Origin of the sequence: Pseudomonas sp. LjRoot71 (assembly GCF_964253255.1) — a bacterium.
Lineage (GTDB): Bacteria > Pseudomonadota > Gammaproteobacteria > Pseudomonadales > Pseudomonadaceae > Aquipseudomonas.
Map to the genome: position 1 here is coordinate 1 of NZ_CAXURA020000002.1, position 7,380 is coordinate 7,380.

Here is a 7,380-nt window from a genome sequence, read left to right on the forward strand (position 1 = left end):
ACATTATGCGAAGCCTAGGGGCTTTCGTGTGGCGGGTAGGTGTTTGGATCAAGCGCAGCAGCTAAAAGCTGCTGGCGGCGTTCCTGGAGCTTCTGACGGCCATTCTCGATGTACTCAGCCTGCCACTTTTTGCGAAAAGCCGTCCTGTAGAAATTCTGAGGGTCCAGGAAGCACCAGACAAACAGAAATGGCTTGAGCAGCAAGCCAGCTGCAAACAGGTTGAAACGGCGGAGGATAGGCACGTCACTGACCAGCGGCGGCAAATAACGCCCCTTAAGGTGCCAGGCGCTAAGCATAGTGTACGGCGCACGCATATCGACCGGGCCTGACTCGAAGTATTCAACGCCGTCCGAAAAGCGCTGAACAGTGTCATAGCTGCCGTACAGATCGCCACCACGATAAACCCAGCGCTCAACGTAGTTTTGAGTTCCCTGGCCGTAATACACGTTGGCGATATGGACGCGCGGCAACGAGAAGCCAAGGAGCTTGAAACGATCCATTCGACGGCAAACAACCAGGTGCTCACAAAGAGACCGAAGAATCTGACCATCACAGCTTTCGATATCCTGGATGAGGAACATCACGTCCCAACGGTGTTTACGAGCATGTAAAAACCAGTCGATCAACTTGCGGCGATCCTTGTCATTCCACTCGCGGCTGTTCAACCAGGTACCGCACTCATCCAGGACAATCAAACCGAACTTTGATTCGTCATAGTGGCGCGGGTCTGGCGGTTCGTACCCCTGCCCTAGTTCGACCATATCCTGGGAACGCGGTTTATCAGGAAGGCGAACAACAGTTGATTTGCAGTAACTGAACATCTCGTCCAAGTACAAATCCAAGTTGGTAGCCACCCTACGACCATCGGACAAGTAATCCTTGATCTTCGACACACAGCCAAGTGTTTTACCTGATCCGAGTTTGCCGGTAAAGAAATAGACAGCCATGGGGTTTTCTCCAAGTGAAATAAGCCTACCCAAGACCGCTGCGCGGCCTCCGGTAGGCTTTTTAAATGCGAGCCTTAACAGATGCTGTGATGACGACACGCCAGTAGAGCCAGCAAGCAGCATGGGTTGCGGCGATGGCAGCGATGCACGCCCCAGTGGACGCAGGAAGGATTCCAACTGCGGTCTGAGCAAGCGGAGGAAGAGCAAGGGTTAAACCGCCCAAGATCGCATTAACAGTTGCAGTCAAAGTAACGAAAGCAGCCATGAAAACAGCGAGTAAAGCGAGCCTAATGCCATAACGAGCGCCAAGTTTTGCAACTGCAAAAGATGCAAAGTAGCTGAATATATTGATTATGAGTTGAACAATAATAGCCATTATATAGGCCTCGCATTTTGTAAGGTTTCACGCCAAAGGGCGAAGCAATGCAGCCAAGTCCAAACAGCAAATAAAAAGCCAAGGGTTGGACGAATCCAATCAATCACATATGGGCAATGATCGATAGTATAAGTTCCCATAACAGGAAGATTAAGAGTTATAGGGCTGCAAGAGCCACCAAATGAATACCAAGGGCCATAGTTAATAAACGACATATTACCTTCAAGATCACTAACACCAGAAGCAATGTCATTATACTTAGTTATAACTGGTGCGTATGGATCACCAATAGTTGAGTCTATCTCATCCTCCTGGGCTTCTTCTTCCGTTGTTTCTTCCTCGGTTTCCACTTCTGTTGTTCCGTCAGGATTTACAGTGGTTGTAGTAGTAGTTGGGGCGTAAATAAAATAATCGCTCCCGTATGTAATTTGGTAATTGGTTTTGGTCTCTTTTGTGGTTGTACCATTAGGGCCGGTAGTGGTTGAAATTGATGTAGGGCCGCTGACAGTTGAAGGGCCAGTCAAACTAACATTATCTTTTAAATCTTCGTAGCAACGATCTGGCGCAAGCGAGCCAGAACATGACTCGCGCAGTAAATCCTTAAGCCATTGGCTTGATTGTGCGGTTGCGTATGCGTCAACAAGGCTTAAATCAGAATCTCTAAGCGGAACTAATTGCGTGCCGGTACATGTGCCAAGCGTTGAATTATAAGTAAGGCCAGACGGGCAGGATGAGCCATAACGAGTTGTCCACCAAGTAGAATTTGAGCAGTTGAATGTTAGAGGATCAGATGTGGATATAGGGACATGTGGTTTTGATGGGTCAATCGAGTTAAGAACAGCACAAGCAGCAGTAGGACTTGAAAAACCAGCGGCTGGTGTACCATTGGGGTTACTCAAAGCCCAAGCATATTGACTACCAGTAGGAGTATAAGAGCCTGGGGTTTGTTCACGAACTTGAATCTGAGTATTGTCAGGAGACATAACCCAATCTAGCCCGGCAATCATTCCGGCAATAACGCCACCAACAGCAATTGAGGCGGCATTATTCTTGAGAATTCCCTTTACAGCGTTAATTGTCCTAGGAACTGAGAAATCGATTGTTGGCAACACCTTAATTGGCGTAGTCCTGGAAGGATTATCACCCGGTATAAATTCGCCCTGGAGAGCACCAGGGATTGAAAGAGAATTTCCTGACTTTACTGGAACACCTGAGCCATTAGCGACAGATTGAGCTGTTGGCATTTGAACTTTCTTTTTAGTTCCAGCGTAAGAATTAGGAACTCCAAAAAGAAGAAAGGCGACCGAAGTCGCCAGTACTAGAGTCGCCTTTCTCATGTTACTTAGCCCCTTTCTTGATCCACTTCTTGACCAAGCCCATACCAACATCGGACGCCAGGGACAGACCCAAAAGGGTGAAACCGGCAGCAATTGCAAGACCGATATAGGTCGTGACAGTTGCGGAAGTTGCAGTGATACCGGCTTCAACTTCACCGGCTGCCATTGCACCGGCAGAAACAGTTGCGAGAGCAACAGCGACAGCGATTTGTTTCATGTTCATAAAGCACCTACCTGGAAGCTTTGCGGAAGAGTACGACGACCGTGCGATATACACGACCGAAGGCGTAACCGGTAAACCACAATAAAACGCAGCAACCGGCAACTTTCACAGCAAGATCAACGCTACTTGTGACGTCCACTAAGCGGCACTCCCTGCTGTAAATCCAGCGCTGAAACTTACAACCATGGCAATTGCAGCAGCCAAGTAGTAAAGATCAGTAATTGTTAAGCCCGTTTCCATTAGGCGCTACCTACGGCTCTAGTGATTCCGTCGATAAAGCCCCAGGCCCAGCCCGAGGCAAGGCCGACGATGAAGAAGCCGAGATAGCGATTCATGGCTATGCCCTGCCCTTAGCTCGCAGCCTGGACGGCGGAAGCAGGTGGCTTGATCTGCATTTGGATCGGCTTGCGATCACCGGACAGCCAGAAGTCGTAACCGGCGTTGCCGGCCTTGGAAGCCCAAGGGCCGACGCGAACAGGGACGGTGAGCGGCTTGCCTTTGAACTGGTCGTACAGGTGCTGAATGCCGCCATCGATATCGGCTTTCGAGAGCTTGATGCCGATCGTTTTTGTTTCGTCGATACCGTATTGGTTCTTGTCCTGGACCTCGACCAGCAAAAGGTGGTCGGTGAACTGGTTAGAACCTACGGTACGGTCCTTGGCTTTGTAGCCGTGGCACAGGCCGGTCAGTAGCAACATGATTTACACCTCACAGGGGTTTAAGTTGGGCCGGCTGGCCCGGTTGGGAAACGGCGCAGTCGTCGTCTTCTTCTGGTAGCCAGGAGTCCTCGATCTGCTGATTTAATTCGTTCTCACAAGAGGCACAGAGCGGCACCTTTTCACCGCTCATAAGCTCGCAAGGCGAGCACTCGGAAGCGCATCGGCACCATGCGCATTTAGAAATCAGGCCGGCATAAATCATTAGGCAGCCTCCACGCAAGGTTCGACGTACCAGTCAGGGCGCTGGCTGGCGAAGTCGATGTGGATCAGCTGGAGTACCGGCACCACGTTGCGCACGTTGTCGTGCTCGGCAAGGTTCTGAAGCATCGCCTTGGAAAGGCCGACAGCAGCAAGGTCGCGGACATGGTCGTAGAAGCTGGAGCGAGACATTGAATTCATAGTCTCTTCCCAACCGTAATCCTTGATGCTGCGGTAGGTGCGGAACAGGTTGCGGGCGTAGGAGTCGCTAGATTTTCCGGGGATGAAAAGGCGCGGAATGATGGAGCCTGTAGCCTTGTCGGCTTTGGCCGGGGTCCATCTGCCCTTCCCTACTTTGGTGTACTTCTCAATCAGTGCGGCCAGCACCTTATCGTCGTCAATTCGTTTCATCGTCATACCTTCAAAGGCCGCGAACAGCTCAGCAGTAACAGCGCTAAAGCACTCCTGGATAAAACAGCGATCCTCCTTTGCGAGCGCTTCTTGGTGGTCACACAACGGCCACAGGTGAGTCGGTAAATTCCGACGCTCAAGCCAGCGGTGCATGACAGTTGCCTCCATTCGGAGCAGCAGCTTTGCAAACTCCTGGAGCCGGGGGTCTTCCATCACTCGCAAGGTGCGAGCAGCAGAGAGAATGGACATCGGCGCACGGGCGTTACGCCGGTGAATCTTGAACTCGCGGACGTGAGCGTTATCGAGGTCATGGCGGCGCTCAGGGTCGCCATAACCACCGCGGGCGGCCTTGCGTACGTCGTCCAACTGGCGGGCAAATTCAGGGCCTTTGAGGTAAGCCTTGATCTTGCGCAGGCGACCGTCTTTGGCACCCCAATACGCCGTGGTTTCGTAGTTGTCACCACGGTTGCGGGTCTGGCCATTGCTGACACCGCGCATGAAGTCGATGACTTGCCGAGCGGTCTGCTCATTCGGCATGCGGGCCGAATAGGTGCAGTCCAGGGCGTAGACCTCAATCGCTTTGAAATCCAGGCGCGCCCAGAGGAGCGGGTAAGTGCCTGCAAGCCACTTGAGCATCACCTCTGCCCCGCTACGGATCGAGGTCGGGCCAAATACGTTATGGCCCTGGAGCAATTTGGCGGGGCTGGCTTTCAGCTCAACGCCGGGCATCAGGCGTTTGCCTAGGCTCTGATGGAAAACCTTGAAGGCAAGCGGCGTATAGCTGGATGGCAAAGACTCCCAAGCGTGGGAAAGGTCTTCACAGTCGAAACCGCCGTCATCACGCCGGGTCACACCACCAGCCGCACGCATCGAAATGCCGAGCGATTCAAGGTCAACAACCTTGAACGGGTGCTCAACGGTGCCAATCGTGTTCGTGGCATCGTCGAGAAACGGAATGAACATGTGGATTCGATCAAGCATTGGATGCATGCACACAAATAACATTTGCGCGAAATGTAGACTCGTGAACCTGCACACGTCAACACTAATAACATGCACACATGCATATTGAGGAAAAGCCAATGAGAGCAGACATGCCGACAAACATCCGCTTGACGAGCGCAGAGCAGGAAGCGCTGCGCAGGAAAGCCGTTGAAATCAATAAAGAATTGGTTAAACGCGGCATGCAGCCCATGAAGGATTCGGAGCTTGTGCACGCCTTCCTAGAAAAAGTGATTTGCTCGCTTGAAGTTAGCGCCTCAGGGGCGATAACCCACCGTGTTGATTGAGCAGAAAAAACACAGAAATTCCGACATTCGGACAAGAGTCCACCATTAGAGATAGTGGACCCTGGCCGCTGCGCGCCCAGGAGAAGGAGAAACCGCGTGCAGGAATACGAGAAGTGGAAAATAGTCGGTGATGATGGCTGTGAACTTGTGCAATGCATGTTCGAGGAAGGCCGTGTGATTGCACGCGCCGGGGCTAGTTCAAGCTTTATGACGCTGCCAGTAGGTGGAGCTGAAACACCGATAACGATGCCTAAAGAGCATGCAGAAGCTCTGGCTTCGATCCTGAAAAACAGCACAGTGCCAGGTTTCAGAAAGGCAAAAGTCATTCGAGCGTAAGAGGCACCGACGCTGCCGCACATTCGTGCTCTGCTTGGCAGGGGTTCCCCCTCGCGGCAAGCCGCTACCCCGACCGGGGAAACCGAAACTCCTGCGCACTTAGATGCACCCTAGCTTCGCACGTTCGTGCTGACGCTTGGTCAGGGTTTCACCCTGCGGCCTTCGGGCTACCCAAAGGCTCACCGCTGCGCGCTGATGCTGCGACACAAGGTCTTCGCTGGGGTCGCTCCGCGACGGCGAACCAGTGAGGCGGTGGGGTGGGGTTTGCGGAATGACCTGGAATATGGGTGGCTTTAAGTAACGCGCAATGCGTTACCGAATATCCGACGAGCGGTCGATTATTGGTAACGTTACCAGTGGCGTATTATTGGTAACGTTACTATAATTACACCAAGCCAAACGAAACGGAGATTCACCATGCAAGACACCATCGAAAACCCATACAAAACTTTTTCAGCCTACGAATCAGGATGCAGCAAACGCTTCATTGCAGAGGCGTACTTCGATGACTTCGTGGAAATCTGCGATCTGCCTCAGACCCTGCTTCATTCGCAGATCATGAGCATGCGCACCCGTTACATGATGCTTGTCGACTGCCTTTTCGATGAAGGCGACGTTGAGCTAATAGAGCTGCGCGGCTGGATCGATGGTGCCGCCTGCGCCTTGGGCACAGATGCAGCCAACTTCGAATGGCTGCACGACGCTTTTGAGTGGGTGCTGAAATGATCGATCCAGCAGACAAGCAAACAAAATCCCTTCCCCTAGAACAGCAAAAGCGCGGGCGTGGCCGTCCTTCGACTGGTGCAGCACTGACACCAGCGCAGAAGCAGAAAGCATACCGCGAGCGGCTTAAAAGTAACGTTACCGGAAAAGAAACGACGCCTGAAGAAGTTGAAAAGCTGCGTGAAATGGCAAGGGCTGAGTTTAAGAGGGCGGAAGGCCTGCAAGCGCAAGTCATAGATATGGGGCTTAAAATTGCACAGCTTGAGCACGAAATAAGGCAACTGAAACAGAGTGCTAGCCCGTCGAGACTCAACCAGGGCATGAGGAAAATAATTCAAGACGTGCACGACGTAGCGGACGCGCTAGAGGGCAGCATATGGAGGATACAGCGCAAGAAAGGATCAAGAGGCAAGTGGAAGACACTGAAAGGAAGTTACTGGCAAGAAGCAAGGGCGCAGGATGCATTGCTTGATTTGCCAGAATGCGAGGGAGCGATCTACAGAATTATTGAGACAAAATCAGAGGTCGAGGATTGAGCGACAGAGAGCCTGCAAAGCCTCAAGGCGGGCATCCAGTGCGGTGCCCTCTTCTTCGATTTGCGCTACCCGGCGGCGCAATAAACGCAACTCAGCAACAAGCCGGGGATAGTCCTGCAAGATGTGAGCGACGGCCTGTTGATTATCTCGCCCTGGTGCATACAGGCGAGCATCGAGCAGCAGGTAGTCAGGAAGGTCTAGAAATGGCATCGCATAATAAACGTTACATTAAATCGGCCCCGGAGCTTACAGCATTGTCCGTAGCCGAATTAACGTAACGTTACG

11 protein-coding genes are annotated in these 7,380 nt (G+C 52.2%); 4 read left to right on the forward strand and 7 right to left on the reverse strand.

Annotated elements, in window-relative coordinates:
* Positions 1 to 14: 14 nt before the first annotated feature.
* From ACSQ17_RS20860 to ACSQ17_RS20885, 6 genes are all read right to left on the reverse strand, one after another.
* Positions 15 to 947, reverse strand: coding sequence for a zonular occludens toxin domain-containing protein (locus ACSQ17_RS20860; protein ID WP_436070528.1), 933 nt, complete (start codon positions 945 to 947; stop codon positions 15 to 17).
* Positions 948 to 1,008: 61 nt separating this feature from the next.
* Positions 1,009 to 1,323: a hypothetical protein gene (locus ACSQ17_RS20865; protein ID WP_436070529.1), complete on the reverse strand. Its 315-nt coding sequence runs from the start codon at positions 1,321 to 1,323 to the stop codon at positions 1,009 to 1,011.
* Positions 1,323 to 2,660: a hypothetical protein gene (locus tag ACSQ17_RS20870; protein WP_436070530.1), complete on the reverse strand. Its 1,338-nt coding sequence runs from the start codon at positions 2,658 to 2,660 to the stop codon at positions 1,323 to 1,325. The genes ACSQ17_RS20865 and ACSQ17_RS20870 overlap by 1 nt, the downstream gene beginning before the upstream one ends.
* A gap of 1 nt (position 2,661) precedes the next feature.
* Entirely contained in the window at positions 2,662 to 2,883 is a 222-nt protein-coding gene (locus tag ACSQ17_RS20875; RefSeq protein WP_436070531.1) for a hypothetical protein, read from the reverse strand.
* Between the two features lie 350 nt (positions 2,884 to 3,233).
* Positions 3,234 to 3,581, reverse strand: coding sequence for a DNA-binding protein (locus tag ACSQ17_RS20880; protein ID WP_436070532.1), 348 nt, complete (start codon positions 3,579 to 3,581; stop codon positions 3,234 to 3,236).
* A gap of 222 nt (positions 3,582 to 3,803) precedes the next feature.
* Positions 3,804 to 5,192 (reverse strand): phage/plasmid replication protein, II/X family, encoded by a 1,389-nt coding sequence (locus ACSQ17_RS20885; RefSeq protein WP_436070533.1) that lies wholly within the window; start codon positions 5,190 to 5,192, stop codon positions 3,804 to 3,806.
* A gap of 113 nt (positions 5,193 to 5,305) precedes the next feature.
* Between ACSQ17_RS20885 and ACSQ17_RS20890 the strand changes: the two genes are divergently transcribed.
* The 4 genes from ACSQ17_RS20890 to ACSQ17_RS20905 all read left to right on the forward strand — a co-directional run bounded on the left by ACSQ17_RS20890 (position 5,306) and on the right by ACSQ17_RS20905 (position 7,095).
* Positions 5,306 to 5,500, forward strand: a complete 195-nt coding sequence (locus tag ACSQ17_RS20890; protein WP_436070534.1) for a hypothetical protein — start codon at positions 5,306 to 5,308, stop codon at positions 5,498 to 5,500.
* Positions 5,501 to 5,596: 96 nt separating this feature from the next.
* The gene (locus tag ACSQ17_RS20895) at positions 5,597 to 5,836 is read left to right on the forward strand and encodes a hypothetical protein (RefSeq protein WP_436070535.1); all 240 of its coding nucleotides are present in this window, start codon (positions 5,597 to 5,599) and stop codon (positions 5,834 to 5,836) included.
* A 417-nt stretch (positions 5,837 to 6,253) separates the two neighbouring features.
* Positions 6,254 to 6,562 carry a hypothetical protein gene (locus tag ACSQ17_RS20900; RefSeq protein ID WP_436070536.1) on the forward strand — a complete coding sequence of 103 codons (309 nt, stop codon included), beginning with the start codon at positions 6,254 to 6,256 and terminating at the stop codon, positions 6,560 to 6,562.
* Positions 6,559 to 7,095 (forward strand): hypothetical protein, encoded by a 537-nt coding sequence (locus ACSQ17_RS20905; RefSeq protein ID WP_436070537.1) that lies wholly within the window; start codon positions 6,559 to 6,561, stop codon positions 7,093 to 7,095. The genes ACSQ17_RS20900 and ACSQ17_RS20905 overlap by 4 nt, the downstream gene beginning before the upstream one ends.
* Here the strand turns inward: ACSQ17_RS20905 and ACSQ17_RS20910 are convergent.
* A complete protein-coding gene (locus ACSQ17_RS20910) occupies positions 7,078 to 7,305 on the reverse strand; it encodes a hypothetical protein (protein WP_436070538.1) in 228 nt (75 codons plus the stop codon). The genes ACSQ17_RS20905 and ACSQ17_RS20910 overlap by 18 nt on opposite strands.
* Between the last annotated feature and the right edge of the window lie 75 nt (positions 7,306 to 7,380).

What these genes read in the sequence shown, in the direction of transcription:
- ACSQ17_RS20880 (WP_436070532.1), bottom strand. Translation starts at nt 3,581, where the DNA reads ATGTTGCTACTGACCGGCCTGTGCCACGGCTACAAAGCCAAGGACCGT.
- ACSQ17_RS20910 (WP_436070538.1), bottom strand. Translation starts at nt 7,305, where the DNA reads ATGCCATTTCTAGACCTTCCTGACTACCTGCTGCTCGATGCTCGCCTG.
- ACSQ17_RS20905 (WP_436070537.1), top strand. Translation starts at nt 6,559, where the DNA reads ATGATCGATCCAGCAGACAAGCAAACAAAATCCCTTCCCCTAGAACAG.
- ACSQ17_RS20885 (WP_436070533.1), bottom strand. Translation starts at nt 5,192, where the DNA reads ATGCTTGATCGAATCCACATGTTCATTCCGTTTCTCGACGATGCCACG.
- ACSQ17_RS20865 (WP_436070529.1), bottom strand. Translation starts at nt 1,323, where the DNA reads ATGGCTATTATTGTTCAACTCATAATCAATATATTCAGCTACTTTGCA.
- ACSQ17_RS20900 (WP_436070536.1), top strand. Translation starts at nt 6,254, where the DNA reads ATGCAAGACACCATCGAAAACCCATACAAAACTTTTTCAGCCTACGAA.
- ACSQ17_RS20890 (WP_436070534.1), top strand. Translation starts at nt 5,306, where the DNA reads ATGCCGACAAACATCCGCTTGACGAGCGCAGAGCAGGAAGCGCTGCGC.
- ACSQ17_RS20875 (WP_436070531.1), bottom strand. Translation starts at nt 2,883, where the DNA reads ATGAACATGAAACAAATCGCTGTCGCTGTTGCTCTCGCAACTGTTTCT.
- ACSQ17_RS20860 (WP_436070528.1), bottom strand. Translation starts at nt 947, where the DNA reads ATGGCTGTCTATTTCTTTACCGGCAAACTCGGATCAGGTAAAACACTT.
- ACSQ17_RS20870 (WP_436070530.1), bottom strand. Translation starts at nt 2,660, where the DNA reads ATGAGAAAGGCGACTCTAGTACTGGCGACTTCGGTCGCCTTTCTTCTT.